Annotated in this window: 13 protein-coding genes; 9 read left to right on the top strand and 4 right to left on the bottom strand. The window is 71.5% G+C overall.

Features of this window, described 5'->3' with window-relative positions; genetic code table 11:
• A complete protein-coding gene (locus IE185_RS07600) occupies positions 1 to 1,419 on the top strand; it encodes a sugar porter family MFS transporter (RefSeq protein WP_138894245.1) in 1,419 nt (472 codons plus the stop codon).
• A 40-nt stretch (positions 1,420 to 1,459) separates the two neighbouring features.
• Here the strand turns inward: IE185_RS07600 and IE185_RS07605 are convergent, their stop codons facing one another.
• Together IE185_RS07605 and IE185_RS07610 are read right to left on the bottom strand one after the other, a co-directional pair.
• The gene (locus IE185_RS07605) at positions 1,460 to 2,431 is read right to left on the bottom strand and encodes an LLM class flavin-dependent oxidoreductase (RefSeq protein ID WP_138894244.1); all 972 of its coding nucleotides are present in this window, start codon (positions 2,429 to 2,431) and stop codon (positions 1,460 to 1,462) included.
• A 62-nt stretch (positions 2,432 to 2,493) separates the two neighbouring features.
• A complete protein-coding gene (locus IE185_RS07610; protein ID WP_138894243.1) occupies positions 2,494 to 3,960 on the bottom strand; it encodes a cytosine permease in 1,467 nt (488 codons plus the stop codon).
• 153 nt (positions 3,961 to 4,113) lie between these two features.
• On the opposite strand from IE185_RS07610, the gene ftsY reads away from it, so the two are divergent.
• Positions 4,114 to 5,337: a signal recognition particle-docking protein FtsY gene (gene ftsY, locus IE185_RS07615; RefSeq protein ID WP_138894242.1), complete on the top strand. Its 1,224-nt coding sequence runs from the start codon at positions 4,114 to 4,116 to the stop codon at positions 5,335 to 5,337.
• A gap of 63 nt (positions 5,338 to 5,400) precedes the next feature.
• On the opposite strand, the gene IE185_RS07620 is transcribed toward ftsY, so the two are convergent.
• A complete protein-coding gene (locus tag IE185_RS07620; RefSeq protein ID WP_138894241.1) occupies positions 5,401 to 6,078 on the bottom strand; it encodes a bifunctional DNA primase/polymerase in 678 nt (225 codons plus the stop codon).
• Positions 6,079 to 6,503: 425 nt separating this feature from the next.
• Here IE185_RS07620 and nsdA point away from each other — a divergent pair, with 425 nt between their 5' ends.
• From nsdA to ffh, 5 genes are all read left to right on the top strand, one after another.
• Complete coding sequence (nsdA, locus tag IE185_RS07625; RefSeq protein ID WP_138894240.1) at positions 6,504 to 7,979, top strand: transcriptional repressor NsdA; 1,476 nt, start codon at positions 6,504 to 6,506, stop codon at positions 7,977 to 7,979.
• Between the two features lie 329 nt (positions 7,980 to 8,308).
• A complete protein-coding gene (locus IE185_RS07630) occupies positions 8,309 to 9,670 on the top strand; it encodes an ammonium transporter (RefSeq protein ID WP_138894239.1) in 1,362 nt (453 codons plus the stop codon).
• Positions 9,667 to 10,005 carry a P-II family nitrogen regulator gene (locus tag IE185_RS07635; RefSeq protein ID WP_136723172.1) on the top strand — a complete coding sequence of 113 codons (339 nt, stop codon included), beginning with the start codon at positions 9,667 to 9,669 and terminating at the stop codon, positions 10,003 to 10,005. The genes IE185_RS07630 and IE185_RS07635 overlap by 4 nt, the downstream gene beginning before the upstream one ends.
• Before the next feature lie 33 nt (positions 10,006 to 10,038).
• Positions 10,039 to 12,519 carry a [protein-PII] uridylyltransferase gene (locus IE185_RS07640; RefSeq protein ID WP_189714842.1) on the top strand — a complete coding sequence of 827 codons (2,481 nt, stop codon included), beginning with the start codon at positions 10,039 to 10,041 and terminating at the stop codon, positions 12,517 to 12,519.
• Positions 12,520 to 12,608: 89 nt separating this feature from the next.
• The gene (ffh, locus tag IE185_RS07645) at positions 12,609 to 14,162 is read left to right on the top strand and encodes a signal recognition particle protein (protein WP_138897517.1); all 1,554 of its coding nucleotides are present in this window, start codon (positions 12,609 to 12,611) and stop codon (positions 14,160 to 14,162) included.
• Between the two features lie 63 nt (positions 14,163 to 14,225).
• Here ffh and IE185_RS07650 read toward each other — a convergent pair whose 3' ends face one another.
• Positions 14,226 to 15,107 carry a methyltransferase domain-containing protein gene (locus IE185_RS07650; protein ID WP_138897518.1) on the bottom strand — a complete coding sequence of 294 codons (882 nt, stop codon included), beginning with the start codon at positions 15,105 to 15,107 and terminating at the stop codon, positions 14,226 to 14,228.
• 559 nt (positions 15,108 to 15,666) lie between these two features.
• Here IE185_RS07650 and IE185_RS07655 point away from each other — a divergent pair.
• Positions 15,667 to 16,260, top strand: coding sequence for a hypothetical protein (locus IE185_RS07655; protein WP_138897519.1), 594 nt, complete (start codon positions 15,667 to 15,669; stop codon positions 16,258 to 16,260).
• Between the two features lie 217 nt (positions 16,261 to 16,477).
• The gene (rpsP, locus tag IE185_RS07660) at positions 16,478 to 16,921 is read left to right on the top strand and encodes a 30S ribosomal protein S16 (protein WP_138897520.1); all 444 of its coding nucleotides are present in this window, start codon (positions 16,478 to 16,480) and stop codon (positions 16,919 to 16,921) included.
• Positions 16,922 to 16,923: the final 2 nt, after the last annotated feature.

Genomic DNA, 16,923 nt, shown 5'->3' on the forward strand with positions numbered 1-16,923 from the left:
GTGACCAGCACAGCGCAACCACCCGCGTCCGGAGCCCGCGCGGCCCACCCGGACCACCTCGGCCACGTCATCTTCATCACGGCGGCAGCCGCGATGGGCGGCTTCCTCTTCGGTTACGACAGCTCCGTGATCAACGGCGCCGTCGAAGGCATTCGGGGCAAGTACGACGTCGGATCCGCGACCCTCGCCCAGGTCATCGCCATCGCGCTGATCGGCTGCGCCATCGGCGCCGCCACCGCGGGCCGCATCGCCGACCGCATCGGACGTATCCGCGTCATGCAGATCGCGGCCGCGCTGTTCACCATCAGCGCCGTCGGCTCCGCGCTCCCCTTCGCCCTGTGGGACCTCGCCTTCTGGCGGGTGCTCGGCGGTATCGCCATCGGCATGGCCTCGGTCATCGGCCCGGCCTACATCGCCGAGGTCGCCCCGCCGGCGTACCGCGGCCGCCTCGGGTCCTTCCAGCAGGCCGCGATCGTCATCGGCATCGCGGTCTCCCAGCTCGTCAACTGGGGCATCCTCAACCTCGCCGACGGCGACCAGCGCGGTGAACTGCTCGGCATCGAGGCCTGGCAGGTCATGCTCGGCGTCATGGTGGTCCCGGCCGTGCTGTACGGCCTGCTCTCCTTCGCCATCCCCGAGTCCCCGCGCTTCCTGATCTCGGTCGGCAAGGTCGACAAGGCCAAGGCGATCCTGGCCGACGTCGAGGGCAAGCACATCGACCTCGACCTGCGCGTCAACGAGATCGAGCTGGCGATGCGCAGCGAGCACAAGTCCACGTTCAAGGACCTGCTCGGCAGCCGCTTCGGCTTCCTGCCCATCGTCTGGGTCGGCATCGGCCTCTCGGTCTTCCAGCAGCTCGTCGGCATCAACGTCGCCTTCTACTACTCCGCGACCCTGTGGCAGTCGGTCGGCATCAACCCGAGCGACTCGTTCTTCTACTCGTTCACCACGTCGATCATCAACATCGTCGGCACCGTGATCGCCATGATCTTCGTCGACCGGATCGGCCGCAGGCCGCTCGCCCTCATCGGCTCCGCCGGCATGGCGCTCGCGCTGGCCTTCGAGGCCTGGGCCTTCTCCGCCGACCTGATCGACGGCAAGCTGCCGCACGCCCAGGGCGTCGTCGCGCTCATCGCGGCCCATGTGTTCGTGCTCTTCTTCGCCCTCTCGTGGGGTGTCGTCGTCTGGGTCTTCCTCGGCGAGATGTTCCCCAACCGGCTGCGCGCCGCCGCGCTCGGTGTCGCCGCCTCCGCGCAGTGGATCGCCAACTGGGCGATCACCGCGAGCTTCCCGAGCCTCTCCGAGTGGAACCTCTCGGGGACGTACATGATCTACACATTCTTCGCCGTGCTCTCGATCCCCTTCGTGCTCAAGTTCGTGAAGGAGACCAAGGGCAAGGCGTTGGAGGAGATGGGCTAAACCCCGCTGCCCCGCTCCTCGGACACGGCACTGCCCCGGCTCAGCTGTTGAGCCGGGGCAGTACGTTCTCGCAGAACAGCTGCAGGCTGCGCCAGCCCTCGTCGACCGGCATCCCGCCGCACAGCGGATGCAGTACGAGACTGTCCGCCGCCCGCGCCACGCACTCGTCCGGTGTCAGGACGCGGTAGACCCCCTCGCCGCGCAGCTCGTCGACCGTGGTCGCCCGCGAACGTACGGCCGACCGGATGTCCTTCGACTGCCAGGAGGCGTACGTCTGCGCCTCGTGCAGGAAGTGCTCGCCGTACTCGGCCCACGTCCGGTCCGGATCCTCCGCCACGTGCAGCAGCGCCGTCCCGGCCGCCGGCATCACGCAGTAGCCGTCGGTCCCGAACTCCGCCCGCTTCGCGTGGTAGTACGCCTCCAGCTCCGGCAGGTGCGCGCTCGGGAAGAACGGCAGCCCGAAACGCGCCGCACGCCGGGCCGCCGCCTGCGAGGAACCGCCCACCAGCAGCATCGGATGCGGCTGGGTGTACGGCCGCGGCGTGACGCGCACGGTCCGCCCCCGGTACGGGAACGGCTCGCCGGTCCACGCCAGGAGCAGCGTTTCGAGCACCTCGTCCTGGAGGCGGCCGCGCCGGCCCCAGTCGACGCCCAGCTGCTCGTACTCCTCCGGCCGGTACCCGATCCCCGCCACCGTGACCAGCCGCCCCCGGCCGATCAGGTCGAGTACGGCGATGTCCTCCGCCAGCCGCAACGGCTCGTACAGCGGACCGATGACCGCCGACACGGTGACCGCGACCCGCCGCGTCGCGCCCAGCACCGCGCCGGCGAAGACGAAGGGGGAGGGGAGCCAGCCGTTCGAGGTGCCGTGGTGCTCCTCGGTCTGCACGGTGTCGATGCCGCGGTCGTCCGCGTACGCCGCCATCTCCAGGGCTGCCCGGTAGCGGGCCGCGTGGGTGTCGGGGGTCGCGTCGGGATCGACGAGGTTGAAGCGGACCACTGTGAAGCTCATGACGAAACGTCCCCCTCCGCCGGATGCCGGTGTGGCGAAGGGGGACGTTAGTTGACGTCGCGTCAGATGGACAGGCCCCCGGCGGGCTCGGTGACCTTCTCGGCCTCGGCCGGCTCCTGCGCCGGCTCTCTGGCCTTCGTCCTCGGCAGCGCCGCGTACAGCAGCGCCGCGACGACGACGGTTGCCGCCCAGCCCAGGCCGTTGCGCCCGATCCACGAACCGGCGAGCGGCCCGGTGAACCAGTCGACCTTGGTGAACAGCAGGCCCGCCACCAGCGCCACGCCCCACGCCGTCATGGCCTGCCAGGCGAAACCGCCCCGGTACCAGTAGCCGCTGGTGCGGGTGGTGTCCATCAGCGCCTCACCGTCGTACGTCCGGCGGCTCAGCATGTCCACACCGAAGACGCCGATCCACGCCGAGAACGCCACCGCGAGCAGCGTCAGGAAGGAGATGAACGAGCCGAAGAAGCTCGTCGCCACGACCATCAGCAGGAAGCCGAAGACCAGGCTGATGATCGCGTTGACGCTCACGGCCCAGGCGCGCGGCACGTTGATGCCCAGCGTCTGCGCGGTGAAGCCGGCCGAGTACATCGACATCGAGTTGATCAGCAGCATGCCGATGAGGGCGATCAGCAGATACGGCACGGCGATCCAGCTCGGCAGCAGCTCCCCGATGAAGGACACCGGGTCCTTGGCCGACGCCAGGTCCGGCGTACTGACGGCCATCACCGCGCCCATGAGCACCATCGGCAGCACCACGACGCCGGCGCCGCCGACGGTCGCGGCGACCATGCCCCTGCCCGACGCCGTACGCGGCAGGTAGCGGGTGAAGTCGGGGCCCGAGGGCACCCAGCTGATGCCGCCGGCCGCGATGGTGCCGATGCCCGCGATCATCATCGCGGTGGAGCCGGCCGGCTTGGCGAACACGGCCGACCAGTCGGTGCTGGCGATCAGGTAGACCAGCACGAGCACGCTGAACGCGCCGAAGAGGTACGTCGACCAGGTGCTGCACCGGCGCAGGGCGTTGATGCCGAGCCCCGAGACGAGGAACGTGCAGCCGACGAACAGCAGCAGCGTCACGACGATCAGGGTGGTGTTGCTCTTGACGCCGAACAGCAGGTCGAGCACGGTCAGCACGGCGTAGGCGCCGGTCACCGCGTTGATCGTCTCCCAGCCCCAGCGCGCGACCCAGATGAGCGAGCCGGGGAAGAGATTGCCCCGCTGCCCGAACACCGCCCGTGAGAGCGCCATGCCGGGCGACCCGCCGCGCTTGCCGGCGATCGAGATCAGACCGGTGAGCCCGTACGAGACGAGGGGCGCCGCGACGGCGACGGCCAGCACCTGCCAGATGTTCAGGCGGTTGAAGACCACCAGGCCGGCGCCCATGGTGAGCAGGAGCACGCTGATGTTGGCGGCGACCCAGGTGGGGAAGAGCTCACGGACGCGGCCCGAGCGCTCGCTGTCGGGGACGGGCTCGAGACCGCGGGTCTCTATCGCGCCCTCGGACTCGGGGGCGGACGTTTCAGGCATGGTGGAACTCCGTGCAGGCGTGGGGGAACGAACAGCATCTTACGGTCACACCGGCGTACGGTCCCCCCAAAAGGTCCAAATCCTCTCCCGGGTCGTCGTGCGATCCTCCGAGGAGGGCGTGGGAACACGGGTGTGACTGATACTGGGTGGGTTATGGAAATCGTCATCCTTGCTGTAGTCATCGCCCTGGTCGCGATCGGCGCCATCAGCGGGCTCGTGGTCAGCAGCCGCAAGAAGAAGCAGCTGCCGCCGCAGGCGCCGCCGACCACGCCGACCATCACCGCCCCGCCCGCCGAACCGCAGGTCGGCGAGGACGCGGCGCCACCGCACGACGAGGCGCGCCGGACCATCGAGGAGGTGGACCTCCCCGACGCGCAGACCGCCGTCGAGGAGCCCGTCGCCCTCGAGGACCCGGTCGTCGCCGAACCCGTCGCGCCCGAGATCGAGGTCCCCGAGCCCACCGCCGGCCGCCTGGTGCGGCTGCGCGCCCGGCTCGCCCGCTCGCAGAACACGCTCGGCAAGGGTCTGCTGACCCTGCTCTCCCGTGAGCACCTCGACGAGGAAACCTGGGAGGAGATCGAGGACACCCTGCTCACCGCGGACGTCGGTGTGGCCCCGACCCAGGAACTGGTCGAGCGGCTGCGCGAGCGCGTACGGGTGCTCGGCACCCGCACGCCGCAGGAGCTGCGGATCCTGCTCCGCGAGGAGCTGCTCAACCTGCTCGGTACGGACATGGACCGCGCGGTGAAGACCGAGAGCGCCGCCGACATCCCGGGCATTGTCATGGTCGTCGGCGTCAACGGCACCGGCAAGACCACCACCACCGGCAAGCTCGCCCGGGTCCTGGTGGCCGACGGCCGCAGCGTGGTGCTGGGCGCCGCGGACACGTTCCGCGCGGCGGCCACCGACCAGCTCCAGACCTGGGGCGACCGCGTCGGCGCGCGCACCGTGCGCGGACCCGAGGGCGGCGACCCCGCGTCGGTCGCCTTCGACGCGGTGAAGGAAGGTATCGCCGAGGGCGCGGACGTCGTCCTCATCGACACGGCCGGCCGGTTGCACACCAAGGCCGGGCTCATGGACGAGCTCGGCAAGGTCAAGCGCGTCGTCGAGAAGCACGGCCCGCTCGACGAGGTGCTGCTCGTCCTGGACGCGACCACCGGACAGAACGGCCTGGTGCAGGCGCGGGTCTTCGCCGAGGTCGTCGACATCACCGGCATCGTGCTGACGAAGCTGGACGGCACGGCGAAGGGCGGCATCGTGATCGCGGTGCAGCGCGAGCTGGGCGTACCGGTGAAGCTGATCGGTCTGGGCGAGGGCCCGGACGATCTGGCGCCGTTCGAGCCGGAGGCGTTCGTGGACGCCCTGATCGGCGACTGACACCGACGTACGACGCGAACGCCGGGCGGGCTCCTCGCGGGGCCCGCCCGGCGTTTCGCGCTGTTACGCCGGTGAGCGGTGCGCCACGTACGCCAGCGTCCCCAGCAGCAGCCGCGCCTGTGGCGGGGCCTGGGCCGTGTCCAGCGACGGCGGGCGCAGCCAGCGGACCGGGCCGAGACCGGCCAGGTCGGACGGGGGGGCCACGACGTGGTCGCCGGGTCCGAGTCCGCGCAGGTCGAGGTCCGCGTCGTCCCAGCCCATGCGGTACAGCAGGCCGGGGAGTTCGGCGGCGGCCCCCGGGGCGACGAAGAACAGGGCCCGGCCGTCAGGCGTCACAGCCACGGGCCCCAGCGGCAGCCCCATCCGCTCCAGCCGTACGAGCGCCCGGCGCCCCGCGGCCTCGGCGACCTCGATGACGTCGAACGTACGGCCCACGGGGAGCAGCACCGCGGCGCCCGGGAACTCCGACCAGGTCCTGGTGACGTCGCCGAGGGTGGCGCCGGGCGGCACCTCGGGCGCGAAGTCCAGCGGATGGGCGCCGGGCGCCCGGCAGGACGCGGCGCCGCAGGAGCAGGCGCGGGCCGCGGTCCTGGAACCCGTCGCGCCGCCGGAGGCCGCTCTGGCGCCGGGGACGACCGCCCAGCCCCAGAGGCCGGTGTACTCGGCCACTGTGGTGCAGTCCGACATGCGGCCGCGTCGCCGTGAGCCGGACCGTGTCTCCCGGCCGATCGTGAAGCCCATGCCCCCTCCAACGGGTCAAGCGCACCGGTGGTTACGACCTGGAGTCAAGTCGTTACGCTCCGCTGCCGTCGAGGTGGTCCGTCCGGCGCACAGTGTCGTTCGAGGTGGTGCGGACGGATCTGAGCGCCCCGGCGCACCTCGCTCCACCGACTCCCGATCGGCGTATGTCAAGTGAATCGCGCCCGGCGGCAGGGGAGTTCATTCGTTGGGGTGGCGAATGGTGGCGTTTGTGGAATCGCCATGGCCGGAGGGGTGATCGTAGGATTACTTTCGGTACACGAACCCCGGAATGACCGCGCGTGTGGGTATGCCGGAGGCAAGCCGGTTTCGTGTTCGAGGGCTGCATCCCGGGGACAACAGGCCGCAACTCACGGCATTCTTCAGGGGTTCGGGCAAAGAGGCTTCGGCGGGATGGGGGCGTACCAGTGGGCGGCAGTGGCGCAGGCGGTTCGAACGCTGGAAAGCGCCCGAACGAGCAGCTGGGCTCGTGGTTCGTGCGCAGCGGCTGGTCCAAGGGCGAGCTCGCGCGGCAGGTGAACCGCAGGGCCCGCCAGATGGGCGCGCACCACATCAGCACGGACACCTCGCGGGTCCGCCGCTGGCTGGACGGCGAGCAGCCGCGCGAGCCGATCCCGCGGATCCTCTCGGAGCTCTTCTCCGAGCGCTTCGGCAGCGTCGTGGCCGTGGAGGACCTCGGACTGCGCACCGCGCACCAGTCACCCTCGGTGTCCGGCGTGGACCTGCCCTGGGCGGGCCCGCAGACCGTCGCCCTGCTCAGCGAGTTCTCCCGCAGCGACCTGATGCTCGCTCGCCGCGGCTTCCTCGGCACCTCACTGGCGCTCGCCGCGGGGCCCGCCCTCATCGAGCCCATGCAGCGCTGGCTCGTCCCGTCGCCGGCCGGCGAGCCCCGCCGGGCGGAGCCGGCCGGATCGTCCCGGCGGCCGTCGCGGCTCTCCAGGCCGGAGCTCGACCTGCTGGAGTCGACGACCGTGATGTTCCGCCAGTGGGACGCCCAGTGCGGCGGTGGCCTGCGGCGCAAGGCGGTCGTCGGACAGCTGCACGAAGTGACGGACCTGCTCCAGGAGCCACAGCCCGAGGCCACCTCCAAGCGGCTGTTCAAGTGCGCCGCCGAGCTGGCCGAGCTGGCCGGCTGGATGAGTTACGACGTGGGCCTGCAGCCCACCGCGCAGAAGTACTTCGTCCTCGCGCTGCACGCCGCCAAGGAAGCGGGCGACAAGCCCTTCGGCTCGTACGTCCTGTCCAGCATGAGCCGCCAGATGATCCACCTTGGCCGCCCCGACGACGCGCTGGAGCTCATCCACCTCGCCCAGTACGGCAGCCGCGACTGCGCCACCCCCCGCACCCAGGCGATGCTGTATGCGATGGAGGCCCGCGCCTACGCCAACATCGGACAGCCCAGCAAGTGCAAACGGGCCGTCCGGATGGCCGAGGACACCTTCTCCGACGCCGGCCTGGACGGCGAGCCCGAGCCCGACTGGATCCGCTTCTTCTCCGAGGCGGAGCTCAACGGCGAGAACGCCCACTCGTACCGCGACCTGGCCTATGTGGCCGGCCGCAGCCCCACCTACGCCTCGCTCTCCGAGCCCGTCATGGAGCGCGCCGTCGAGCTCTTCGGCAAGGACGAGGAGCACCAGCGTTCGTACGCACTGAACCTCATCGGCATGGCCACCGTGCACCTGCTCAAGCGCGAGCCCGAACAGTCCGTCGTCCTCGCCGAGAAGGCCCTGGGCGTCGCCCGGCGGGTCCGCTCCGAGCGCGTCAACACGCGGCTGCGCAAGACCGTCGACACGGCCGCCAGGGACTTCGGCGACGTCGCCGAAGTCCTGGACCTCACCGACCAGCTCGCAGCCCAGCTGCCCGAAGCCGCCGAGGCGGTCTGAGGGCCCGACGGGCGGCCCCCACAGACGCCGGCCGCGACAGCCACCCCGTGAAGCCCGACTCGGCTCCCCCGCGCCAGGTCAACCGGGTGGCGGTCGCGGCCGGTCTTGTGATGGTTGCGACACGATAACGGCCGTCCCTCACCCGGTCAGCCGGTTCACCCGCACGTAACACGCACGACCTCTTCGTCACTGGTGCGAAACATCGAGCAGCATCGGCCGAAACCGCGCTGCGCCAACCTCATGGCGCATAAGCGGCGCACCCCTTTGCTGCCGAACAGGCCAACAGGCTCCGCCCCCGCACGGGCCGCACCGACGACGAGGAGACGCCGATGCCTCCAGGCATCACGACGCTTGCCGCAGACAAGATCGAACTGTCTGCCGCCAATACCGGCTTCATGCTCATCTGTTCCGCCCTGGTGATGCTCATGACGCCGGGCCTGGCCTTCTTCTACGGAGGCATGGTCCGCGTCAAGTCCACGCTGAACATGCTGATGATGAGCTTCATCAGCCTCGGGATCGTCACCATCCTCTGGGTGCTCTACGGCTTCAGCCTCGCCTTCGGCACCGACGTCGGCTCAGTCATCGGCTGGTCGTCCGCGTACGTGGGACTGGGCGACATCGGAGTCACCGAGCTCTGGGACGGCTACACCATCCCGGTGTACGTCTTCGCCGTCTTCCAGCTGATGTTCGCCATCCTCACCCCCGCCCTGATCAGCGGCGCCCTCGCGGACCGCGTCAAGTTCACCGCCTGGGCGCTGTTCGTCACCCTCTGGGTCACCGTCGTCTACTTCCCGGTCGCGCACTGGGTCTGGGGCTCCGGCGGCTGGCTCTTCGAGATGGGCGTCATCGACTTCGCGGGCGGCACGGCCGTCCACATCAACGCCGGCGCCGCCGCGCTGGGCGTCATCCTCGTCATCGGCAAGCGCGTCGGCTTCAAGAAGGACCCGATGCGCCCGCACAGCCTGCCGCTGGTGATGCTCGGCGCCGGGCTGCTGTGGTTCGGCTGGTTCGGGTTCAACGCCGGCTCCTGGCTCGGCAACGACGACGGCATCGGCGCCGTGATGTTCCTCAACACCCAGGTCGCCACCGCCGCCGCCATGCTCGCCTGGCTGGCGTACGAGAAGATCCGGCACGGATCGTTCACCACTCTGGGCGCCGCGTCCGGCGCCGTCGCGGGCCTCGTCGCGATCACCCCGGCCGGCGGCTCCGTCAGCCCCCTCGGCGCGATCGCCGTCGGCGTCATCGCCGGTCTGCTGTGCGCCATGGCCGTCGGCCTCAAGTACAAGCTCGGTTACGACGACTCCCTCGACGTCATCGGCGTCCACCTCGTCGGCGGCGTCGTCGGCTCCCTCCTCGTCGGCTTCTTCGCCACCGGCGGCGTCCAGTCCGACGCCAAGGGCCTCCTGTACGGCGGCGGATTCGACCAGCTCGGCAAGCAGGCCGTGGGCGTCTTCGCGGTACTGGCCTACTCTCTGGTGGTCTCCGCGCTCCTCGCCTTCGTCATCGACAAGGTGATGGGCATGCGGGTCCCCGAGGACGACGAGGTCTTGGGCATCGACCAGGTCGAGCACGCCGAGACCGCGTACGACTTCAGCGGAGCGGGCGGCGGTTCGGCCTCCCGCACCGCCGCACCCGCCCCCGGCCTGACCGACAGGGCCGGCGCCGCGCAGAACAAGAAGGTGGACGCATGAAGCTCATCACCGCGGTCGTGAAGCCGCACCGGCTCGACGAGATCAAGGAGGCGCTCCAGGCCTTCGGAGTCCAGGGGCTCACCGTCACCGAGGCCAGCGGGTACGGCCGCCAGCGCGGTCACACCGAGGTCTACCGGGGCGCCGAGTACACCGTCGATCTCGTACCGAAGATCCGGATCGAGGTGCTGGTCGAGGACAGTGACGCCGAACAGCTCATCGAAGTGGTGGTGAAGGCCGCCCGTACCGGCAAGATCGGCGACGGCAAGGTGTGGAGCGTGCCGGTCGAGACGGCGGTCAGGGTGCGGACCGGCGAACGCGGTCCGGACGCCCTCTGACCTGCATCACATCGTGAGAACGGGAGCTGCTGGGTGACGAGCGTGGAAGTACCTGCCGAACCGTACGAGGACTCGGGACCCAGCGGCTACGCGGCGGCCCGGCTGCGACTTCTCCAGGAGGAGTCGCGGTCCGGGCCGTCGCGCCGCTCCGGCCTCGCGAAGCTGACCGACGACTGGCTGGAGGCGCTGTTCACCACGGCGGCCCTCGCATCGGGGGTGCGCGGCGCGGCCCTGGTCGCCGTCGGCGGTTACGGCCGGGGCGAACTGTCGCCGCGCAGCGACCTGGACCTGCTGCTCCTGCACGACGGCCGGGCCGACGCGGGCGCGATCGCCGCCCTCGCCGACCGCGTCTGGTACCCCGTGTGGGACCTGGGCATGGCCCTCGACCACTCCGTCCGCACACCCGCCGAGGCCCGCAGGACGGCCGGGGAGGACCTCAAGGTGCACCTCGGGCTCCTCGACGCCCGGCACATCGCCGGTGACCTGGGAGTCACCGCCGGACTGCGCACCGCCGTACTGGCCGACTGGCGCAACCTCGCGCCCAAGCGGCTGCCCGAACTCCACGAGCTGTGCCAGGAACGGGCCGCACGGCAGGGCGAACTCCAGTACCTCCTCGAACCCGACCTCAAGGAGGCGCGCGGCGGCCTGCGCGACGCCACCGCCCTGCGCGCCGTCGCCGCCTCCTGGCTGGCCGACGCGCCCCGCGAGGGCCTCGACGCGGCGCGGCGCCGGCTCCTCGACGTACGCGACGCGCTGCACCTGACCACGGGACGCGCCACCGACCGCCTCGCCCTCCAGGAGCAGGACCAGGTCGCCGCCGCGCTCGGGCTGCTGGACGCCGACACGCTGCTGCGGGAGGTGTACGAGGCGGCCCGCACCATCGCGTACGCCGGTGACGTCACCTGGCGCGAGGTGGGCCGCGTCCTGCGCGCCCGCTCGGTGCGCCCCAGGCTGCGCGCCATGCTCGGCGGCAAGACCGCGCCGGAGCGCACCCCGCTCGCCGAAGGCGTCGTCGAGCAGGACGGCGAGGTGGTGCTCGCCCGTACCGCGCGGCCCGAGCGCGACGCGGTGCTGCCGCTGCGGGCCGCCGCCGCGGCGGCCCAGTCGGGGCTCCCGGTCTCCCTGCACGCGGTACGCCGCCTGGCCGCCGTGGCGCGGCCGTTGCCCGTGCCGTGGCCGGCGGAGGCGCGCGAGGAGCTCGTCACCCTGCTCGGCGCGGGCGAGGCGACGATCCCGGTGTGGGAGGCGCTGGAGGCCGAGGGCCTCATCACGCGGCTGCTGCCCGACTGGGAGCGGGTACGGTGCCGCCCGCAGCGCAACCCCGTGCACACCTGGACCGTCGACCGGCACCTCGTCGAGACGGCCGTGCGGGCCTCCGCGTTCACCCGCCGCGTCCACCGCCCCGACCTGCTGCTGACCGCCGCCCTGCTGCACGACTTCGGCAAGGGCTGGCCCGGCGACCACTCGGTGGCCGGCGAGATCATCGCCCGCGACGTCGCCACCCGGATCGGCTTCGAACGCGCGGACGTGGGCGTGATCGCCACGCTCGTACGCCACCACCTGCTGCTCGTCGAGACTGCCACCCGGCGCGACCTGGACGACCCGGCGACCGTCCGGGCGGTCGCCGACGCGGTCGGATCGACCGGCACCCTCGAACTGCTGCACGCCCTCACCGAGGCCGACGCCCTGGCCACCGGGCCCGCCGCCTGGTCCGCCTGGCGCGCCTCGCTCGTCGCCGACCTGGTCAGGAGGGTCGCCGCCGTCCTCGCCGGCGCCGAACCGGCGGCTCCGCAGCCCGCCGCCCCCAGCGCCGAGCAGGAACGCCTCGCCATCGAGGCGTTCCGTACCGGCGGGCCCGTCCTCTCGCTGCGCGCGCAGCCGGAGGCGCACGAGGAGGACCCGGGGGACGAGCCGGAGCCGTTGGGCGTCGAGCTGCTGATCGCCGTACCGGACCAGCCCGGTGTGCTGCCCGCCGTGGCCGGCGTACTGGCGATGCACCGGCTGACCGTACGCACGGCCGAGCTGCGGGCCGCCGAACTCCCCGGCGCCGTGGCCGCCGACGGCTCCGAGCCGGGGCCCGGCGTCCTGCTGCTCGACTGGCGGGTCGCGGCGGAGTACGGCGCGTTGCCACAGGCGGCCCGGCTGCGGGCGGACCTCGTGCGCGCCCTGGACGGCTCGCTGGACATCCCCTCGCGCCTGGCGGAGCGGGAGCGCGCGTACGAGAAGAACCCGCGCCGGCGCGGCGCCCAGGCCCCGCCGCCCCGCGTGACGGTCGCCCCCGCCGGCTCCCGCCTCGCGACGGTGATCGAGGTGCGCGCCCAGGACGCCCCCGGCCTGCTGCACCGCATCGGCCACGCCCTGGAGGCGGCGAAGGTACGGGTGCGCAGCGCCCACGTCTCGACGCTGGGCGCGAACGCGGTCGACGCGTTCTACGTCACGGGGCCGAACGGCGCGCCGCTGCCGGAAGGCGAGGCCGCCGAGGTGGCCAGGGCGCTGGAGGGTGCGCTGCGGTAGGGGAAGGGGGCAGACCCCACCGCAGACGGACAGATACCCTGGGGGCATCTGTGTCCACCCGCCCCCTGACCCGAGGATTCGCGACCGCCGTGTTCGATACTCTTTCCGACCGCCTCGCAGCGACATTCAAGAGCCTCCGGGGCAAGGGCCGCCTGTCCGAGGCGGACATCGACGCCACGGCACGTGAGATCCGTATCGCGCTGCTGGAAGCGGATGTCGCGCTGCCCGTCGTCCGGGCGTTCATCAAGCAAGTCAAGGAGCGCGCCGCCGGGGCCGAGGTCTCGCAGGCGCTGAACCCCGCGCAGCAGGTCATCAAGATCGTCAACGAGGAGCTCATCGGCATCCTCGGCGGCGAGACCCGCCGCCTGCGGTTCGCCAAGAACCCGCCCACCGTGATCATGCTCGCGGGTCTCCAGGGCGCCGGTAAGACGACCCTCGCCGGAAAGCTGGGTCTGTGGCTCAAGGGCCAGGGCCACTCGCCGATCCTGGTCGCCTGCGACCTCCAGCGCCCCAACGCCGTGAACCAGCTCAGCGTCGTCGCCGAGCGCGCCGGCGTCGCCGTCTACGCGCCCGAGCCGGGCAACGGCACCGGCGACCCGGTCAAGGTCGCCAAGGACTCGATCGAGTACGCCAAGAACAAGCTGCACGACATCGTCATCGTCGACACCGCGGGCCGCCTCGGCATCGACCAGGAGCTGATGCGGCAGGCCGCGGACATCCGCGATGCCGTCAGCCCCGACGAGGTCCTCTTCGTCGTCGACGCGATGATCGGCCAGGACGCGGTCAACACCGCCGAGGCGTTCCGCGACGGCGTCGGCTTCGACGGCGTGGTGCTCTCCAAGCTCGACGGTGACGCCCGCGGTGGCGCCGCGCTGTCGATCGCCAAGGTGACCGGCCGCCAGATCATGTTCGCCTCCAACGGCGAGAAGCTGGACGACTTCGACGCGTTCCACCCGGACCGCATGGCGTCCCGCATCCTCGGCATGGGCGACATGCTGTCGCTCATCGAGAAGGCCGAGCAGACCTTCAGCCAGCAAGAGGCCGAAGCGATGGCGGCCAAGCTGGCGAGCAGCAAGGGCAAGGACTTCACGCTCGACGACTTCCTGGCCCAGATGGAGCAGGTCCGCAAGATGGGCTCCATCTCCAAGCTGCTCGGCATGATGCCCGGCATGGGGCAGATCAAGGAGCAGATCGCCAACATCGACGAGCGCGACGTGGACCGCACCGCCGCGATCATCAAGTCGATGACCCCCGCCGAGCGCCAGGACCCGACGATCATCAACGGCTCGCGCCGTGCCCGCGTCGCCAAGGGCTCGGGCGTCGAGGTCAGCGCCGTCAAGAACCTCGTGGAGCGGTTCTTCGAGGCGCGCAAGATGATGTCGAAGATGGCTCAGGGCGGCGGGATGCCCGGCATGCCGGGCATCCCCGGCATGGGCGGCGGCCCCGGCCGGCAGAAGAAGCAGCAGAAGCAGGCCAAGGGCAAGCGCAAGAGCGGCAACCCGATGAAGCGCAAGCTGGAGGAGCAGGCCGCGGCCGAGCGCCGCGAGCAGGCCGCGCAGGCGGGCGGCGCGCTGGGCCTGCCGGCCGGCCAGGGCGCCCAGGACTTCGAGCTTCCCGACGAGTTCAAGAAGTTCATGGGCTGACGCCGGACCGTACGCACCGCGCCGTGGGCGCCCCCTCCTTCCCGGAGCGGGCGCCCACGTGCGTCACGGCGTACGCGCGATCAGGTAGCGGAAGACGTTCGACATCCAGACCGTTCCGTCCCGCCGCACATGCGGGTGCAGCGCCTCGGTGAGCTCCTTCTCCACCTGGCCCGGATCCGTGGCCCGCACCGCCGCGTCGAACAGCCCGGTCGACAGCAGGCCGCGTACGGCGCTGTCCATGTCGGCGTAACCGAAGGGGCAGGCGACCCGCCCCGAGCCGTCCGGTTTCAGGCCGGCCCGCGAGGCCACGTCCTCCAGGTCGTCCCTGAGCGCCGGACGCCAGCCCCGGCCGCCGCCGGAGCGCAGCGTCTCGGTCAGCCGGGAGGCGACCCGCAGCACCGCGGACGTCGCACAGCGCTCGGGCGGGCCCCAGCCCGCCAGCAGTACTTCGCTGCCGCGCTCGGCGAGGGGTATCGCGCTTTCCAGCGCCGCGGTGAGCCCCTCGGAGTCGCCGGCCGCGCAGCCGAGCGGTTCGAAGGCGGTGACGAGGTTGTACGCCCGGGGGTCGGCGCCGCAGACCTGCGCCGAATCGCCTTCGTACAGGCGTACGGTCTCCTTCGCTTCCTCGGGCGCGCCGCCCGCGCGCGGCGCGTCCGCCAGCAGGCGTTCCCGGGCCAGCGCGACCCGCTCCGGATCGGCATCGACGCCTGTCACGTGCGCGCCTCGCGAGGCGGCGATCAGCAGGGCGAGACCCGAGCCGCAGCCGAGGCCGAGCAGCCTGGTGGCGGGGCCCACCTCCAGCCGGTCGTACGCCGCTTCGTAGAGCGGCACCAGCATCCGCTCCTGAATCTCGGCCCAGTCGCGGGCGCGCGCGCCCGCGTCGGTCGCCGGCGCTGAGGCTGTGTTCGGGTCGTGCCGGTGGTGCCGGACGAGCGTAGGTGTCATCGAAAGCGCCCCAATCCGCCGAGAGGTCATGTCGTGTCCTGATGGACGTTCCCCCGTGTGCGTGCGCCTGTACTCCCCGTAGCCAGGGAACTCCGCATCCGGCGGCAAGTCCAGGGGTTGAAGGGCAATGCTTGTATGCCCCTGCCGTGCGCCCCCGCGCCGGAGCGGATCCAGATTCCAGAGTGCCGCCGCCCGGCGGATCCCGCCACGGGAAGGGCGGCCGCCGTCCGGTCGCCCTTCACCGGGGACGGGGCGGTGCCGGGCCTGCGCTGCGCCCCCGGTACTGTCGCGGTCTGCGGCCCCGCCCTCGGGGCCGCCGCCGGCTCCCGGGCCGCTTCTCGCGCCCGCTGGAGCGACCGTTGCCCCGGCGTGCGGCCTTTTCTACGCGCCGGGGCGTACGCGCGGGTACGCCCCGGGATGATGCGTGCTGGGCGTGTCCTCCGCAGATCAGCGCACCCGCCCTCGTCACGACGCATCAATGGCAACTGACTGGTACGTGCAAATTATTTGGGATGGCCCGGAATAGGAACACCGGGGCGTCCCGGCTCGTTGTCACGACGTGAGCACGACACCACCTGTTCTCGCCGCAGAGCTGGCGCAGGCGTGGGCCGACATTCAGCGGTACCACCCCGAGCTGCCAGACCTAGCCGCGCCCGAATCCCTGATCGGAGAGTCCTCGTCCGCCTGTGGCGCCGAGCTCTCCTTCGAACGACTGCTGCACGAGGCAGTCCACGGCATCGCCGCCGCCCGCGGCGTCCGTGACACCTCGCGCGCCGGCCGCTACCACAACCGCAGATTCCTCGCGATCGCCGAGGAGATGGGCCTCGACCACCCCGAGGAACCGCACCCGAGCAGCGGGTTCTCGCTGGTCTCGCTCAACCCCGAGGCGAGGCGGCGCTACCGGCCGACGATCGAGCGGCTCCAGCGCGCCCTCAAGGCGCACACGGTCGCGACCGCGTCGGACACCAAGCGCTCCTTCCGCGGGCCCGCCGCCCGGCACGGCTCGTCCGGCGGCGGGGTGCGGGTCAAGGCCGTCTGCGACTGCGGGCGCAACGTCCGCGTCGTGCCGTCGGTCCTGGCCCAGGCGCCGATCGTGTGCGGGGGCTGCGGGAAGCCCTTCTGTATCCCGGAAGTGGTGGCCGCAGCGAGCTGACCGCCTCCTCCACCGGCGCCGCCGGTGCCCGGTCGCAGCCGCCTTGGCCGGGTGCCGGGGTGCCGCACGGGTGTGGCACAATGGCTAGCTGTACTCGACAGCCGCACAGGAACCCTCTCGCCTCCGGCTGACGCGTCCATCGGGCACCCGAGTACCGCAACCCCACGTGGCATCTTGTTGTGCCCAACCACGTCAGAGACCAGGAGACACCACTCCAGTGGCAGTCAAGATCAAGCTGAAGCGTCTGGGCAAGATCCGTTCGCCTCACTACCGCATCGTCGTCGCCGACTCCCGTACCCGCCGTGACGGCCGGGCCATCGAGGAGATCGGTCTGTACCACCCGGTGCAGAACCCCTCGCGCATCGAGGTCAACTCGGAGCGTGCGCAGTACTGGCTGTCCGTCGGCGCCCAGCCGACCGAGCCGGTCATGGCCATCCTGAAGCTCACCGGTGACTGGCAGGCGCACAAGGGCCTCCCCGCCCCGGCTCCGCTGCTCCAGCCGGAGACGAAGGCCGACAAGCGCGCTTCGTTCGACGCGTTCGCCAAGACCCTCGAGGGTGGCGACGAGTCCAAGGGTGAGGCCATCACCCCGAAGGCGAAGAAGGCCGACAAGAAGGCTGACGAGGCTCCGGCCGAGTCCGCTGAGTCGACCGAGGCCTGAGC

Origin of the sequence: Streptomyces chryseus (assembly GCF_014650755.1) — a bacterium.
GTDB classification, from domain to species: Bacteria; Actinomycetota; Actinomycetes; order Streptomycetales; family Streptomycetaceae; genus Streptomyces; species Streptomyces chryseus.

Excerpts from the sequence above, each read along its gene's own strand:
- IE185_RS07620 (WP_138894241.1), bottom strand. The coding sequence starts at position 6,078 with ATGGGCTTCACGATCGGCCGGGAGACACGGTCCGGCTCACGGCGACGC.
- IE185_RS07635 (WP_136723172.1), top strand. The coding sequence starts at position 9,667 with ATGAAGCTCATCACCGCGGTCGTGAAGCCGCACCGGCTCGACGAGATC.
- ftsY (WP_138894242.1), top strand. The coding sequence starts at position 4,114 with ATGGAAATCGTCATCCTTGCTGTAGTCATCGCCCTGGTCGCGATCGGC.
- IE185_RS07610 (WP_138894243.1), bottom strand. The coding sequence starts at position 3,960 with ATGCCTGAAACGTCCGCCCCCGAGTCCGAGGGCGCGATAGAGACCCGC.
- IE185_RS07630 (WP_138894239.1), top strand. The coding sequence starts at position 8,309 with ATGCCTCCAGGCATCACGACGCTTGCCGCAGACAAGATCGAACTGTCT.
- IE185_RS07605 (WP_138894244.1), bottom strand. The coding sequence starts at position 2,431 with ATGAGCTTCACAGTGGTCCGCTTCAACCTCGTCGATCCCGACGCGACC.
- IE185_RS07650 (WP_138897518.1), bottom strand. The coding sequence starts at position 15,107 with ATGACACCTACGCTCGTCCGGCACCACCGGCACGACCCGAACACAGCC.